This is a genomic window from Pseudomonas sp. ADPe, from assembly GCF_014843515.1.
Taxonomy (GTDB): Bacteria; Pseudomonadota; Gammaproteobacteria; order Pseudomonadales; family Pseudomonadaceae; genus Pseudomonas; species Pseudomonas citronellolis.
Window position 1 is genome coordinate 1,429,290 of record NZ_CP062122.1, and the last position, 14,710, is coordinate 1,443,999.

Annotated in this window: 11 protein-coding genes and 1 pseudogene; 11 read left to right on the plus strand and 1 reads right to left on the minus strand. The window is 56.8% G+C overall.

Annotated features, from left to right (window positions below; all coding sequences use genetic code 11):
* From IG194_RS06505 to IG194_RS06555, 11 genes and pseudogenes are all read left to right on the plus strand, one after another.
* Window positions 1-1,158, plus strand: coding sequence for a glycosyltransferase (locus IG194_RS06505; protein ID WP_082996243.1), 1,158 nt, complete (start codon window positions 1-3; stop codon window positions 1,156-1,158).
* Window positions 1,155-2,342 carry a hypothetical protein gene (locus IG194_RS06510; RefSeq protein ID WP_141679733.1) on the plus strand — a complete coding sequence of 396 codons (1,188 nt, stop codon included), beginning with the start codon at window positions 1,155-1,157 and terminating at the stop codon, window positions 2,340-2,342. Before IG194_RS06505 ends, IG194_RS06510 begins: the two co-directional genes overlap by 4 nt.
* Window positions 2,342-3,361 carry a UDP-glucose 4-epimerase GalE gene (gene galE / locus IG194_RS06515; RefSeq protein ID WP_058490960.1) on the plus strand — a complete coding sequence of 340 codons (1,020 nt, stop codon included), beginning with the start codon at window positions 2,342-2,344 and terminating at the stop codon, window positions 3,359-3,361. The genes IG194_RS06510 and galE overlap by 1 nt, the downstream gene beginning before the upstream one ends.
* Window positions 3,362-3,419: 58 nt before the next feature.
* Window positions 3,420-4,835, plus strand: a complete 1,416-nt coding sequence (locus tag IG194_RS06520) for an undecaprenyl-phosphate glucose phosphotransferase (protein ID WP_058490967.1) — start codon at window positions 3,420-3,422, stop codon at window positions 4,833-4,835.
* A gap of 180 nt (window positions 4,836-5,015) precedes the next feature.
* Window positions 5,016-5,288, plus strand: a complete 273-nt coding sequence (locus IG194_RS06525) for a hypothetical protein (RefSeq protein ID WP_074985241.1) — start codon at window positions 5,016-5,018, stop codon at window positions 5,286-5,288.
* A 139-nt stretch (window positions 5,289-5,427) separates the two neighbouring features.
* Complete coding sequence (locus IG194_RS06530) at window positions 5,428-6,537, plus strand: polysaccharide biosynthesis/export family protein (protein ID WP_176707151.1); 1,110 nt, start codon at window positions 5,428-5,430, stop codon at window positions 6,535-6,537.
* 21 nt (window positions 6,538-6,558) lie between these two features.
* Window positions 6,559-7,218, plus strand: a complete 660-nt coding sequence (locus tag IG194_RS06535) for a YjbF family lipoprotein (protein WP_058490969.1) — start codon at window positions 6,559-6,561, stop codon at window positions 7,216-7,218.
* Window positions 7,215-7,982 (plus strand): capsule biosynthesis GfcC family protein, encoded by a 768-nt coding sequence (locus tag IG194_RS06540; protein ID WP_058490972.1) that lies wholly within the window; start codon window positions 7,215-7,217, stop codon window positions 7,980-7,982. The genes IG194_RS06535 and IG194_RS06540 overlap by 4 nt, the downstream gene beginning before the upstream one ends.
* Window positions 7,979-10,063, plus strand: a complete 2,085-nt coding sequence (locus IG194_RS06545; RefSeq protein ID WP_058490974.1) for a YjbH domain-containing protein — start codon at window positions 7,979-7,981, stop codon at window positions 10,061-10,063. The genes IG194_RS06540 and IG194_RS06545 overlap by 4 nt, the downstream gene beginning before the upstream one ends.
* A 131-nt stretch (window positions 10,064-10,194) precedes the next feature.
* A pseudogene (locus IG194_RS06550) lies at window positions 10,195-10,599 on the plus strand (YbaY family lipoprotein).
* A gap of 112 nt (window positions 10,600-10,711) precedes the next feature.
* Entirely contained in the window at window positions 10,712-11,389 is a 678-nt protein-coding gene (locus IG194_RS06555) for a DUF4197 domain-containing protein (RefSeq protein ID WP_009616557.1), read from the plus strand.
* A gap of 245 nt (window positions 11,390-11,634) precedes the next feature.
* Here IG194_RS06555 and IG194_RS06560 read toward each other — a convergent pair whose 3' ends face one another.
* Window positions 11,635-14,706 carry an efflux RND transporter permease subunit gene (locus IG194_RS06560; RefSeq protein WP_058487246.1) on the minus strand — a complete coding sequence of 1,024 codons (3,072 nt, stop codon included), beginning with the start codon at window positions 14,704-14,706 and terminating at the stop codon, window positions 11,635-11,637.
* Between the last annotated feature and the right edge of the window lie 4 nt (window positions 14,707-14,710).

A 14,710-nucleotide genomic window follows, 5' to 3' on the forward strand; every position in this document is an offset into this window, starting at 1 on the left:
ATGGAAATTAGAAACCGTCAACTTACTATGATCATGGATGGAAATTTTTGTGAATACGACGGAAATATATTTTCTCCACATATGCACTATGATGCATTTGCAAAACGTTTTAGCGGTCATTTTGAGAAAGTTACCATTGTTGCTAGAGCGTTTCCTCATTCACAGCAGAATGGGCAGCTTGTAGCAAAGAAGAATGTCCAGTTTGAGAAACTACCTACTTTCCGCGGAGTTATCAAACTCCTGACTAAGCTACCAGTATTAGCCTTTAGCATTTGGAATGCAGCGAAGAATTCAGATATATTACTTTTAAGACTACCAGGCAATACGTCTATAATCGCGCTAATCTTTTGCATAATAATGGGAAAGAGATTTTCTATCGAAATTGTAGCTGAGCCACGTGATATCTATCTTCCTTCTCCCATTAGACAACCAATCAGATTCATCGCTAAATTTGTACATACCTATTTTACTAGATTAGCAGTTAAAAAAGCACAAACCGTAAGATATGTAACTTCTACGTTTTTACAGACATGCTATCCTGCGGATATTACAAAGTCCTTTGGCTTTAGTGATGTATATCTTCCAAGCCGCCCAGTTGTTAGCCTAGAACACAAGAATTGCGACGAATTAATCATCATTAATGTCGCAATGATGCACAATATTAGTAAGGGGCATCACACGCTTTTAGATGCACTTGAAATTATAAAAAATCGGAATATAAAATTCACATGCCATTTAGTCGGCGATGGGGTTCTTCGTACTAAGCTTAAAGCAGATGCGGAGGAACGTGGTATATCTGAAAATATACAATTCCATGGTTTTTCTACCTCTGTCTGGAAAATTCTCTCCACTGGAAACGTATTTGTTTTACCATCATATCAGGAAGGTCTTCCGCGCTCGATATTAGAAGCAATGCAATTGGGGCTCCCTTGCCTATCTACATATGTCGGCGGAATCCCTGAGATATTACCAAAAGAAGCACTTTTCAAAGCGGGTGACTCTTACCAGTTAGCTGACAAGCTGACTCGTATCTTTCAAGACAAGGACTTCTATTTAAAATTATCTAGTTTTTCGCTAGAAAAATCTCTCGAGTTCACTCCCTCCAGTATACAAAAAAAATATGATAGTTATCTCTATATTCTAAAAGAAACATCATGAGAAAAGTACAATTCTTATGGGCTATATTAGGAACCTTCATTCCGGCTGTTCTTAATTTTTCAAGTATCCTTATAGCGGCCGGAACGCCAGATAAGAACTTCGTTGGCATGGCGTTCACACTACTTGCCGGACTCTATATAGCAATTGATATAGGTAATTTTGGTACAACCCGCATGGTACTAATACCTGGGGTGAGGGAGAACATACCAATAATCAGGCGTTTAGATTTACTAAGCGCACTCATATCAGCCATAGCGTTTTCTTTGATATATATATTATTGAATATCACAAAAATAATTGATATGGAGATAAATTTAATATTAATTCTTCTTCCCCCTATATTTTATTCTTTGTCTCATTCATCAATTGGTATATTGCGAGTCACTGAGAAAAACCTAATAACCGCTACTATTCAGGTTACCTGCGCTTTATTACGTATTACCATCTCAATTCTACTTTTTTTACATGAAATTTCTTCAAAGAATTTCATAATAGGCCTTCTAATAATAGAGGGAATTTATGGAATTCTATTTTACTTTGCCTCATATAGAAAGCTACCTAAAGTCAATGAACCTCCGTCTTTAGAATTTTTACCACTAATAACAAGCTCTTGGGGGTCAAATATCCTCCAAACAATTACAAAACACATAGATCTAGTATTAATTTCGGCGATCGCGGGGCCTGCTACTTCCGCTCTTTACCGGCCACTCAAAAGTGTGGCTAACATAGCCCATAATTTATCTTACACACTTTCTTTAGTATTCTTCTCTAGCGAGAAAAAGGCTGCCGATAAACTCCTGACCAAGAAGAATATTTTTCTAACGCTTACTGCAGTCCCTTTAATATCTATAACTAGCTACCTGATAGCTACTTACGCTACAAAAATACTCCCTAGATTATTGAACAGCGAAACGCTAACAGGATTGGTCTTCTTTGGCACCTTAACCTGTTCACTAACATTTATAAACAGATTCCTACAAACCTATCTTTTTAGAAGACAAAAACTTCGATTTTTCACAACAACATCAGCGCTTGAATCAGGACTAACACTCTCTCTGCTAGCCATTTTAACTGGAAAATATCTTATTTATGGTGCAGCTATTTCACTTTCCCTCGCATCTCTCATGACGTCTATATTTTTATTTATCTTAGTGAAAAATATTGAAAAGGAAGGAGGTCTCTGATGCCAACAGTACTAGTTACAGGTGGTTCGGGGTACATTGGGAGCCATACGATAGTTGAGCTTTTAAATAACAACTATAATGTCATCACAATAGATAATCTGTGTAACAGCTCCTACCAATCCATTGAAAGAATAGAGAAAATATGTGGAAAGAAACCATATTTTGTCAAGGGTGACATTCTAGACGAGATGCTTCTAGATAATATTTTTAAAAGCCATGAAATATCGGCCGTAATTCATTTTGCTGGATTAAAATCAGTTAGCGAAAGCACAGAAAAACCATCTAATTACTACTTAAACAACGTATCAGGAACCATAGCACTTTGTCGTTCGATGGCTAAAGCAAATATCTACAGCCTTGTTTTCAGTTCCTCAGCAACCGTATATGGCCACCCAAAAATAGTTCCTGTGACAGAGAGCCACAGCGCAGACTCGCCAATTAATCCATACGGGCGAACTAAACTTATAGCCGAACTTTATCTAAAGGATCTAGCAAGCTCAGATGCAAGATGGCGTATTGCTAATCTTCGCTATTTCAACCCCGTTGGAGCCCACACAAGCGGACTAATAGGTGAAGATCCTTGTGGAGTTCCTAACAACCTTGTTCCATACATAAGTCAAGTTTGCATTGGAAAACTAGAAAAGCTTTCAATCTATGGGAATGATTATCCTACTCCTGATGGGACTGGCATACGAGACTATATTCATATAATGGACTTGGCAGACGGCCATCTGAAAGCATTAAACTTCATAGGCAACACCAATGGCTTTCATGTTTGGAATTTAGGAACAGGGAATGGATACTCTGTCCTTGATGTAGTAAAAGCATTTGAAATAGTGTCTGGATATAGAATTCCATTCACTATAAAGGATCGACGCCCCGGGGATATTGCTGAATGCTGGGCCGACACTTCAAAAGCTGCTAACGAATTAAAATGGAAAGCAAAGTATGATATTGAATGCATGATGCGTGACACTTGGAATTGGCAGCTAAAAAATCCTAAAGGCTATAGGCCATAGGCCGATTCTTAATAAAGAGCAGATTGTTATCAATGGAGCATGATAGCAAGGAAAACAAATGAACAATATTGATCGCGGAATTCTTCGTCCACATCAAGCTAGTATTTCCATACTACAAAGACTACTGGATATTTTTGTTATCCTTTCGGGCATGAGCTTTATTTCCGGCCGACATGGAGAAAAACTCAACAACGAGCAGATCATAACGTCACTATTGGTCATAATAATTTTCTACTTACTGAGTGATCTGGGACAGCTTTATGCTTCTTGGAGGGGAGAAAGAGTACATGAAGAAATTCGAAAAGTTAGCGGAACATGGACGATAAGTTTTTTATTTTATTTCCTATGCGAATATTTTTTCAAAGGAATTTCGTCATTAGATGATGAAGCACTGCTTAAATGGTTTGCTCTGGTTTTAGCTAGCCTTTGCGGATACCGATTAATTCTCCGAGCCATTCTTCATGCCCTACGTCGCAAAGGCTTTAATACAAGATCAGTTGCTATTGCGGGAGCCGGCTATCTTGGCCAGAGGCTAGCTGAAAATATAGCTGGTTCATCATGGATGGGATTGGACTTGCTAGGTTTTTTTGATGATAAACTTCGCGACCCAGTTCGATTGGTAAATAGCAAAGTCCGCGTATCAATTTCCGGCACTCTTGAGCAACTAGTTGAGCAAGCCCGCGCAGGCCAAATTGATCGTATATATATAACTCTACCAATGCGCAGTGAAGCACGAATCAAGTGGCTTGTAAACCAACTAAGCGATACTACTGTCTCCGTTTATATCGTACCAGACGTCTTCGTATTTGAGCTTTTGCATGCTCGCAGTCAAAATATAAACGGCATACCTACCATAAGCATATTCGACAGCCCAATGATAGGAGTTAATAGTATTATCAAGCGAGTGGAAGATATTCTACTATCCACCATAATTCTTAGCTTGATAGCAGCCCCAATGCTATTAATCTCTATAGCAGTAAAGTTCACATCACCAGGACCTATTTTCTTTCGACAAAAAAGATACGGTATTGATGGTCGCCCGATTGAAGTATGGAAGTTCCGTAGTATGCGGGTAATGGAAAATGGCACAGAGGTGATACAAGCAACTCGTGATGATTGCCGAATTACCTCCATTGGTGCATTTTTACGTCGCACCTCTCTTGATGAACTCCCCCAGTTTATTAATGTACTACTTGGCGATATGTCCATCGTGGGTCCCCGTCCTCATGCCGTGGCTCACAATGAACAATACCGCGGCCAGATCAACAGCTACATGCTGCGCCACAAGGTCAAGCCGGGGATCACCGGCTGGGCGCAGATCAATGGCTGGCGTGGCGAGACAGATACGCTGGACAAGATGCAGAAGCGCGTCGAGCACGACCTTGCCTATATCCACAATTGGTCCCTCTGGTGGGACCTGAAAATCGTTTTTCTCACGGTGTTTAAGGGATTCATCCACAAGAACGCCTATTGAGAGAACAGAAGGCTGAAGAGCTCTGGAGCTCGCCATCAACCAAACCGTGATTCTGACAAGCCAAAGGCTTGGCTGGATTTAACGTCTGCAATGGCACCGGGGCTTTTCTGCTTGCACTGGCCTCGTGCCAGCCTTAACCTTCCTTCTTTCTGAAGGAACGACCCCACAAGGAGTCTTAACGTGAAAAAACTGCTGACGTTCGCCGCGCTGGCGACCCTGAGCACGTCGCTGCTGGCGGCGGAAGCACCGGCCGACGCGCCGGCTTCTTCCGAGCCGCTGACCCTGTCCACCCCGGTTGCCGGTGGTGTCACCGTAGGTGGCGCCATCGGTATCGGTGCTGCCGTAGTGGCAGCTGGCGTCGCTGCTTCCAACAGCGGTGGCGGCGGTGGCCATGACGGCACTCCGGGTACTACCGGTACCACTGGCACCACTGGTACCACCGGCACTAACTGATATCAGTCTGTAGCCGCTGAACCCTGCCTCCACGTCATAGTGGCGGCAGGGTTCACCTCATTCCGTTTCCTATCAATTCCGTTCACGGCTCCCGGTCTTCAGGGTGTTGCCGTATCGGCTTGCTGCGTAGTTCCTTCCCATGATTCGCTCTTTATCCGTTGCCGTTGTCGCCGCTCTTTCGCTCCAGGGCTGCATGTTCGCCCCTGGCCAGAATATGGACACCAGCCGCATCGTTCGCGATGACTCCGCCGAGAGCAGCCGCGTCGAGCTGGTGCAGATCACCCCCAAGCTGCTGGCGGTGAACGCCGCGACGGAAACTGGGAGTCAGGTGCCGGCCGAGTTGTTGGCCTACCATCCACAGGACTACCGCATCGGGCCGACCGATGTCCTCTACATCACCGTCTGGGACCATCCGGAACTGACTGCGCCCTCCGGCCAGCAGCAGCAGATCGATGCCAACGGCCGTCTGGTTCGTCCTGACGGCACCCTGTTCTATCCCTATATCGGCACCGTCAAGGTCGCAGGCCGGACCATCGAGGAGGTGCGCTCGGAGATATCCAGCCGCCTGTCCCTGTATGTGGAAAGCCCACAAGTCGACCTGGCGATCATGCGTTTCTCCAGCCAGAAGGTGATCCTCAGCGGCGCCTTCGGCAAAGCCGGCCCGCAGGCCATTACCGCTACCCCGCTCAGCCTGATGGAAGCGGTCAGCACCGCAGGCGTGAACACCGGCTCCGCCGACCTCTCCAACATGGTCCTCAAGCGCGATGGCCGCGAGTACAAACTCAACCTGGACGCACTCAACGACCAGCAGCAGAGCCAGCTCTACAGCCTCTACCTGAAGGATGGCGACCAGATCTACTTGCCCTACAACGACCGCAAGAAGGTCTACCTGATGGGCGAGGTGAACAGCCCGCGCGCTATTACCTACAAGACCAAGTACCTGAACCTGGCCGATGCACTGGGCAGCGTCGGCGGCTTGAACCAGGCCAGTTCCAACGGCAAGGCCGTCTACGTGATTCGCGGCGTTGAAGACCTGGAGCGCGAACCTGCCAAGGTATTCCAACTGGACGCACAATCGCCCACAGCCTTCATCCTCGCCCAGCGCTTCAACCTTGAGCCGCAGGACGTGGTCTATGTCGGCCCTGCAGGCGTGACTCGTTGGAACCGCTTCATCAGTCAGTTGGTGCCGTCCACCACCATCCTTGGTACGGGTGCCAATATCAAAAGCGACCTGAACGACGACAACTAATCCGAGCTCAGGTCAACCGACGTGAAACTCCTCCAATTCGCCGCCCTGGCCGGGGCGGCCTTGTCGCTATCCGCCTGCAACCCTCTGATGCAGGCGTCGTGGGACACCTTGCGCGCCGCCACCCAGGGCCCGAAGCCGCTTGAGCTGACCCAGGCCCAGGTGGATGCGGTGCCCTATTACCAGATCAAGCTGCAAACCCAAGGTGGCGAAGCCGTAATGGCGCTGGTACGCCAGCAGGGCGACCTGCAGTTCTGGCTCGCCTCTACCCGTCAGGTACTGATGATGCGGGATGGCCTGGTGGTGCGCACCACCGGCTTCGGTGACAACCTCGCCGGCACGCGCCTTGGGGCCGACTCGCCCTTCCACACCGGCCTGCACAAGTTGGCGGATGGGCAGCGCAGCGAGCGCTGGATCGACCTGGCGAGCGGCTATCGCCTGGCGATTCCCGTACAGAGCAGTTTCCACAAGGTCGGCCTGGAGCGCGTGAGCATCCTCGAGCGCGACTACGACCTGCTTCGCGTCGATGAAGACATCCGCGCTCCCCTGCTGGGCTTCAGCGCCACGAACAAATACTGGGTCGACCCCAAGGACGGCTTCGTGATGCAGAGCCTGCAACAGGTCACGCCCGACCTGCAGGTTGCGATCACCCAGTTGCGTCCGTATCGGGGGGCAGGCAAATGAGCATTCGCCTTCTCGTCCTGGCCGCTCTGCTGCTGACCGGTCCGGCCATGGCCGGCGATTCCGTCGAAGTTCGCGGCGACGCTGCCAAGCCCGGCCCCGTGGGCATCACCGCGACGACTCGCCTTGGCGAGGTTTTCCGTACCGCCCAGGTCGATGCCGAGGGTTATTGGCTGGGCGCCGCGTGGCTGCAATCGAAGCTTGTGCCGGAGCAGAAACGCCTGAAGGCCGGCATCCTGTTCGATCTGTCCATGCTGCAACAGAAAGCCCTGCTGGACGACCAGCCAGCGCTTTCCACCCTCGCCAAGCGCCTCTATGACCAGGTGGCCAGCCTGCCGGTCAGCGGCCGACGCCAGCACCTGCTGGACCCTGTCGAGGTTGAAGTCACCCCGGCGCAGAACAGCCTGGTGTCGCCTGGCGACATTTTCATTTTCCCGGCCCGGCCGAGCGCGGTACGCGTGCTGGGCGCCGTGGCAGCCGACTGCTATTTCGCCCACGTGCCGATGCAGCAGGCACGCGACTATTCCGCGGCGTGTCCGTCGCTGCCGGAAGCCGATCCCGACTATGTCTATCTGATCCAGCCGGACGGCCAGGTCACTCGCCTCGGCATCGCCCTGTGGAATCTCCAGGAGGGCCTGCCCGCCGCCCCGGGTGCAACCATCCTGGTGCCGATCAAGGCGGCCGGGCCGGATAGCCCCGTCCCGCAGTTGAATGAAGAAATGGCCAGGTTCATCGCCACCCAACCGTTGTCCGAGGTGGCGCAATGAAGCTCCGCTATTCCCTCTGCCTGCTGCTGCCATGGACTATGGCCCATGCGGAGCCTTACCACAGCCGCAACGACTTCGGCGTGATGGGCTTGTTGCAGACACCGACCGCACGCATGGCCAAAGCTGGAGAGGTCGCCATCACGGCCAACCGCGTCGATCCCTATTCGCGCTACAGCTTCTCGCTGCAGCCCTTCGACTGGCTGGAAACCTCGTTCCGCTATACCTCCATCAGCAACCGCGACTACGGCCCGGAAAGCCTCAGCGGCGACCAGAGCTACAAGGACAAGGCGGTCGACGCCAAGCTCCGCCTGCTCCAGGAAAGCCGCTGGTTGCCGGAAGTGGCCCTGGGTGCGCAGGACATCGGTGGTACCGGCCTGTTCTCCAGCGAATACTTCGTTGGCAACAAACGCTTCGGCAACTTCGACCTCAGCCTGGGCGTAGCCTGGGGCTACCTGGGCAACCGGGGCGACTTCGACAACCCGCTGGGCTGGATCGACGACAAGTACGACACCCGCCCGGAAGCCACCGGCACCGGTGACTTCAGTACCAGCTCCTACTTCCGCGGTTCTCCGTCGCTGTTCGGTGGCGTGCTCTGGCAAACGCCCTGGGATCGCCTGTCGGTGAAACTGGAATACGACGGCAACGACTACAAGAGCGAGCCCCAGGACAACAACCAGGACCAAAGCTCCCCGATCAACCTCGGCTTCGTCTTCAAAGCCAGCGACTCGGTAGACCTGACCGCCGGCTGGGAACGTGGCAACACAGCCATGTTCGGCATCACCCTGCACACCAACTTCGCCACCCGCTCGGCGCCGGCCAAGACTTTCGACCCGCCGGCCGAACCACTGCCGGCCAAGGCGCCGGACCTGCATCCGGACCAGGTGGATTGGGCGAACGTGTCCAGGCGCCTGCAGAACAACGCCGGCTACAAAGTCGAGCGCATCGCCCAGCGCGACAAGGAAATCGTCGTCTACGGCGAGCAGACCCGCTACCTCTACCCGCCCAAGGCGGTGGGGCGCGCGGCGCGCATCCTCGACAACAGCGTGGATGACGACATCAAGTACTTCACCGTGGTGGACAAGCGCTACGACATGCCGGTCACCGAGACCAGCGTGCCGCGTGAGACCTTCCGCGAGGTGGTGAACAACGACCGCCCGCTGGACGACCTGCGCCGTGGCACCGAAAGCAACTGGCCGCTGCCGCACCAGGAGAAGGTGCTTTACACACAGAAGCCGGATCCGTTCAGCTACGGCCTCGGCCTGGGCTACAAGCAGAACGTCGGCGGCCCCGACGGCTTCCTGCTCTACCAGTTCACCGCGGATCTGAACGGCGAGTACCGCTTCACCCCGGACACCTGGTGGAGCGGTTCGCTCAGCGCCAACCTGCTGAACAACTTCGACAAGTTCAAGTACGACGCGCCGTCCAACCTGCCGCGCGTGCGCACCTACCTGCGCGAGTACTGGACCACCTCGGACGTGACCATGCCGACCTTCCAGTTGAACAAGGTCAAGCGCCTGGACGAGGACATGTACGGCATGGTCTACGGCGGCTACCTGGAGTCGATGTTCGCCGGCGTCGGTGGCGAGCTGCTGTATCGCCCGCTGGGCGAGCGCTGGGCCATCGGTGGCGACCTCAACTACGTACGCCAGCGCGATTTCGAGCAGGACTTCGGCCTGCGCGACTACAAGGTGCTCACCGGCCACGTCACCGGCTACCTGAAGACCGACTTCCAGGACGTACTGGCCGCGGTCAGCGTGGGCCGCTACCTGGCCCGCGACTGGGGCACCACCATCGACCTGTCGCGCGAGTTCAGCAACGGCGTGCGCTTCGGCGGCTGGGTGACGCTCACCACCGCCTCCAAGGAAGAGTACGGCGAAGGTAGCTTCGACAAGGGCATCTACGTGTCCATCCCCTTCGACGAGATCATGAGCAGCTCGACCATGCGCCGCGCCAACCTGGCCTGGGCCCCGCTGACCCGTGACGGTGGCGCCCGCCTGGGCCGCAGCTACTCGCTGTACACCCTCACCGACGGACGCAACGTCGATATGTTCGACGGCAGCTTCAGCAAGATCACCGAGTAAGCCCCCAGCCCCGCCGCAACGGCGGGGCTGCTTGCTGCAGATCAGCGAAACCTCCGCTTACAACCCCTCTCGCAACCTTTGCGCCTAAGCTGTGTCGGATGACGCCCGTTCTATCCGGAAGGAATCCGTCGATGAAGCTCACCGCCCTCCCCCTCCTGTTCATGACCGGCGTGCTTGCCGCCTGCGCTTCGAATTCGCCTTCGCAGAGCGCTTCGCTCAGTGGCGAGGTGTTCTACCTGCAGCGCATTGCGTTGCCGCCGGGAGCGCAGGTTTCGGTGAGCCTGCAGGATGTTTCCCTGGCCGATGCGCCGGCCGTGGAGCTGGCTTCGCAGACGCTGTCCGGCGGGCAGTAGGTGCCGGTGGCCTTCAAGCTCGATTACGACCCGCAGCGGGTCCAGCCCGGCCACAGCTATGCGGTCAGCGCGCGTATCGAGAATGCCGGCAAGCTACTGTTCATCAGCACCGAGCGCCACAGCGTCAAGCTCGACGGCAGCGATCCGCAGCCGCTGCGCATCCGCGTCGACGCGGTGCGCTGATCCGTCCTCCTGCGACCGGGTTCCGTTGCCGGCGCGGCCTCGCTAAGCTTGCCCCTTCTTCCTTCGCCGAAGCCCTCGGCGAAGGTTTCGCCCTGCCCCACAAGGAATCCCGATGCTGCGTTTCACCGCCCTGCTGGCCGGCGCCCTGCTGTCCGCCAATGCCTTCGCCCTGTCCCTCGCCAACCTCAGCCAGACCGACGCCAGTGGCGGCCTCAAGGATGCCCTGAGCCAGGGCGCGCAGATCGCGGTCAAGCAACTGGGCAAGCCTGGAGGCTTCACTAACGATCCGGCCGTGCGCATCGAGCTGCCGGGCAAGCTAGGCAAGGCCGCCAAGGTGATGAAGCAATTCGGCATGGGCGCCCAGGTCGACCAGTTGGAAGCCAGCATGAACCAGGCCGCCGAGGCCGCCGTGCCGCAGGCCCAGACGCTGCTGGTGGATGCGGTGAAGAAGATGACCGTGCAGGACGCCAAGGGCATCCTCGCCGGCGGCGACGATTCCGCCACCCAGTACCTGGAACGCAGCAGCCGCGAGCAGTTGCGCCAGCGCTTCCTGCCGATCGTCAAGCAGGCCACCGACAAGGTCGGCCTGGCTAAGCAGTACAACGCCTTCGCCAGCCAGGCCGCGGCTTTTGGCGTGGTCGATGCCAAGGATGCGAATGTCGAGGGCTATGTTACCGAGCAGGCGCTGGATGGGCTGTTCAAGGTGATCGCCCAGCAGGAGAAGGGGATTCGGGAGAATCCGGCGGGGGCGGCTACCAGTTTGGCCAAGAAGGTTTTTGGGGCGCTTTGAGGCCCACGGAACTCGTAGGAGCGAGCTTGCTCGCGAAGGGTGTTTTTCCGGTTACATCGTCGTATCAGGTGACTCCGCTCCCTCTCCCCAACCCTCTCCCTGAAGGGAGAGGGAGCTGTCCTGAGTAGCCTGGAAGGTAGGCGCCATCCTGCGGTGTTGTGGCTGCAAGTACCGTTCGCGAGCAAGCTCGCTCCTACAGGGTGGTCCCGGACCCTAGGGCGTATGACCGCGAACGGTCATACGCCCTACGCAGGTTCCTTCTTCACCCTGAACCAGGCCGCATACAGCGCCGGCAGGAACAGCAGCGTCAGCGCCGTGGCGACGATCAGCCCGCCCATGATGGCCACTGCCATGGGCCCGAAGAACGCGCTGCGCGACAGCGGGATCATCGCCAGCACCGCCGCCAGCGCGGTCAGCACTATGGGGCGGAAGCGCCGCACCGTGGCCTCGATGATGGCGTGCCAGCGGTCCAGGCCGTGGGCGATGTCCTGCTCGATCTGGTCCACCAGGATCACCGAGTTGCGCATGATCATCCCGGCCAGGGCGATGGTGCCGAGCATGGCGACGAAGCCGAAGGGCTTGTGGAACACCAGCAGGAACAGGGTCACGCCGATCAGCCCCAGGGGCGCGGTGAGGAACACCATGGCCATGCGCGAGAAGCTGCGCAGCTGGATCATCAGCAGCGTCATCACCACCACCAGGAACAGCGGGATGCCGGCGTTCACCGAGTTCTGCCCCTTGGCCGAATCCTCCACCGTGCCGCCCACTTCCAGCAGGTAGCCGTCCGGCAGCTCGGCGCGGATCGGCTCGAGGGTCGGGGAAATCTGCTTGACCAGGGTGGCCGGCAGCGAGTCGTCGTAGATGTCCGCGCGCACGGTCACCGTCGGCAGGCGGTTGCGCCGCCAGATGATGCCTTCCTCGAAGCCGTACTCCAGGGTCGCCACCTGCGACAGCGCCACGCTGCGGCCGTTGTTGGTGGGGATGGCCAGGCTCGGCAGCTGCGACAGGTCCTGGCGCTCGCGGGCGTCGCCGCGCAGGAGGATCTCGATCAGCTCGTTGTCCTCGCGGTAGTAGCTGACGGTGGAGCCGGTCAGCGAACTCTGCAGGAACTGCGAGACGTCCTGGGTGCTCACGCCCAGGGCGCGGGCGCGGTCCTGGTCGAGGTTGAGGCGGATGACCTTGCTCGGCTCCTCCCAGTCCAGGTGCACGTTCACCACATGGGGGTTCTCGCGCATCTTCGCCGCGACCTTGCGCGCCAGCTCACGCACTTGCTGGATGTGCTCGCCGGACACCCGGAACTGCACCGGGTAGCCCACCGGCGGACCGTTCTCCAGGCGGCTGATGCGGCTGCGCAGCGTGGGGAAGTCCTCGGCCATGCGCTGGATCAGCCACTGGCGCACCTCCTCGCGGCCCTTCAGGTCCTTGGCCAGCACCACGAACTGGGCGAAGCTCGCCGCCGGCAGCTGCTGGTCCAGCGGCAGGTAGAAGCGCGGCGAGCCGGTGCCGACGTAGGCCACGTAGTTCTCGATGCCCGGATGCTCGGCGAGCAGCTTCTCCAGGCGCTTGACCTGCTCGGCGGTGGCGGCCAGCGAGTCGCCCTCGGCCAGCTTCAGGTCCACCAGCAGCTCCAGGCGCACCGACGGCGGGAAGAACTGCTGCGGTATCAGGCGGAAGGCGGCGATGGAGCCGACGAAGGCCAGCAGGGTCAGGACGATCACCGTCTTGTTGTGGCGCACACACCACTCCACCAGGCGCCGGAAGTGCTGGTAGAAGCCCGTCGAGTAAGGGTCGTGGCCCTTGTCGCTGCCGCCGTGCTTCTCCGCATGGCGCTTGGCCAGGTCCGGCAGCAGCTTGGCGCCCAGGTAGGGCACGAACATCACCGCGGCCACCCAGGACACCAGCAGCGCGATGGTCACCACCTGGAACAGCGAGCGGGTGTATTCGCCGGTGCCCGACTGCGCGGTGGCGATCGGCAGGAAGCCGGCGGCGGTCACCAGGGTGCCGGTGAGCATCGGGAAGGCGGTGCTGGTCCAGGCGAAGCTGGCCGCCTTGAGGCGGTCGTAGCCCTGCTCCATCTTCACCGCCATCATCTCCACGGCGATGATGGCGTCGTCCACCAGCAAGCCCAGCGCCAGCACCAGCGCGCCGAGGGAAATCTTGTGCAGGCCGATGTCGAAGTAGCGCATGCAGACGAAGGTCATCGCCAGCACCAGCGGGATCGACAGCGCCACCACCAGGCCGGTGCGCAGGCCCAGGGAGAAGAAGCTCACCAGCAGCACGATGACCAGCGCCTCGGCCAGCACCCGGACGAACTCGCCCACGCCCTCACGCACGGCGGCCGGCTGGTCCGACACCTTGCGCAGCTCCATGCCCGCCGGCAGGTTCTGCTGCAGGCGGTGGAACTCGTTTTCCAGCGCCTTGCCCAGCACCAGGATGTCGCCGCCGTCCTTCATCGCCACGGCGATGCCGATGGCGTCCTCGCCCATGAAGCGCATGCGCGGCGCCGGCGGGTCGTTGAAGCCGCGGTGCACTTCGGCCACGTCGCCGATGCGGAAGGTGCGGTCGCCCACGCGGATGGGGAACTGGCGGATGTCTTCCACCGAATCGAAGCGCCCGGACACGCGCAGCTGCACACGGTCGGTGGCGGTCTCGAAGAAGCCGGTGGCGCTCACCGCGTTCTGCTCCTCCAGGGCCTTCTGCACCGCCGCCAGGGGCAGGCCGAGGGTGGCCAGCTTGGTGTTCGACAGGTCGATCCAGATCTTCTCGTCCTGCAGGCCGACCAGCTCGACCTTGCCGACGTCCTTGATGCGCTGCAGCTGCAGCTGGATGCGGTCGGCGTAGTCCTTCAGCACCGCGTAGTCGAAGCCCTTGCCGGACAGCGCGTAGATGTTGCCGAAGGTGGTGCCGAACTCATCGTTGAAGAACGGCCCCTGGATGCCCTGCGGCAGGGTGTAGCGGATGTCGCCGACCTTCTTGCGGATCTGGTACCACAGCTCGGGGATGTCCCTGGACTTGAAGTCCTCGCGGGCGACGAAGGTCACCTGCGACTCGCCCGGCCGCGAGAAGGAGATGATGCGGTCGTAGTCGCCGGTCTCCATCAGCTTCTTCTCGATGCGCTCGGTGACCTGGCGCGAAACCTCCTCGGCGGTGGCGCCGGGCCAGTTGGTCTTGACCACCATGGCCTTGAAGGTGAAGGGCGGGTCCTCGCTCTGGCCGAGCTTGGTGTAGGACAGCGCCCCGGCGATGCCCAGCAGCAGCATCAGGAAGAGTACGACCGCTCGGTTCTGCAGGGCCCAGGCAGAAAGGTTGAAGCGCATCCCG